Here is a 1,183-nt window from a genome sequence, read left to right as displayed (position 1 = left end):
GCCTAGGTGAAGAATTCGTATCGATTGCGCCCACGCCCCTTTGCTCGGTAAAGCGCGATGTCAGCATTGACCAGCAGGTGTTTGGCTTCGACATCTTTTCCGTTGTCGACTGCAATTCCCACGCTCACGCCAAAACGGCATCGATGGCCCTGATAGTAGACGGGTTCGCGCATCTGGCTGATGACGCGGTCAGCGAGCAGCGCCAGTTGCTTGATATCGTCATGCACCACGCACAGGACGATGAATTCGTCTCCTCCGATCCGAGCGACGAATCCCTCACCATCGACCTTGGATCGGAGGACAGTTGACGCGTGAACAAGCATTGCGTCGCCTGCGGCGTGGCCAAGCGTATCGTTGATGTGCTTGAACCGATCCAGATCTATGTGAAGCAGTGCCGCATACCCGCCGGCGCGCCTGGCGTTTGCTGCGTAATCTTCCAGCACTTGGTCGAGGTAACGCCGGTTGGGCAAACCGGTCAGCGAATCGTGGAGCGCAATGTGCTCTATGCGCGCCTTGGCCGACTCGAGTTCTGCATTTTTCGACTCGGAAAGCTGTTTTGCGCGAACCAGGTCCTTGTTCAGCAGGACATCGGCTGTCACATCCCATTCGGCGCCAATCATTTTTGGGGTGTCGTTTGCGACCCGGTGAATTATCGCTTTGGATCGGACATGGCGAATCTCGCCATCCGGCCGAATGATCCGGTACTCCGACAAATATGGCCCGCCGACGGCCATCGCGCTGTCGAAATCGGCGTGGGCGCCAGCCAAATCGTCCGGGTGGATTGCTCCCGCCCAGTCCAGGTAGCCGCGGTGCTCCCCAGTCGGTTTGCCGTATATTTCATTGACGCGGTCATCCCACGTAAGTTCGTTGGTCGCGAGATCGTGTTCCCAAACGCCAATAGCTGACGCTTCCAGGGCGAGTTCCAGCCGTCTCGACAATCGACTCAGTTCCGCATAGTTGCGCTGTCTCTCGCCAATCAGGCGACCCGTAACCAGGAATGGGATCACAACCAACGCCCCGGCCACCGCCATGATTGCGCGCAAGAACCAGGCGTTGTCGGGCGTCGAAGGCCAGCCGTTTTTGGGAATGGCTGCGATCCGCCACGAACCGGACGGGAGCAGAACGTCGGCTGTCACCGGATTGCTTTTGGCGACGCCCTCATTGCCGAAGAATTGATCTCCAC

1 pseudogene is annotated in these 1,183 nt (G+C 58.4%); it reads right to left on the bottom strand.

Features of this window, described 5'->3' with window-relative positions:
* Positions 1 to 5: 5 nt before the first annotated feature.
* Positions 6 to 1,183, bottom strand: a pseudogene (locus EOA86_RS35445) (diguanylate cyclase); the annotation flags it as partial.

This window comes from Mesorhizobium sp. M5C.F.Ca.IN.020.32.2.1 (assembly GCF_004023105.1).
Taxonomy (GTDB): Bacteria; Pseudomonadota; Alphaproteobacteria; order Rhizobiales; family Rhizobiaceae; genus Mesorhizobium; species Mesorhizobium wenxiniae.
Note: the sequence above shows the minus strand (reverse complement) of the source record. Positions and strands in the feature narration are given on the sequence as shown.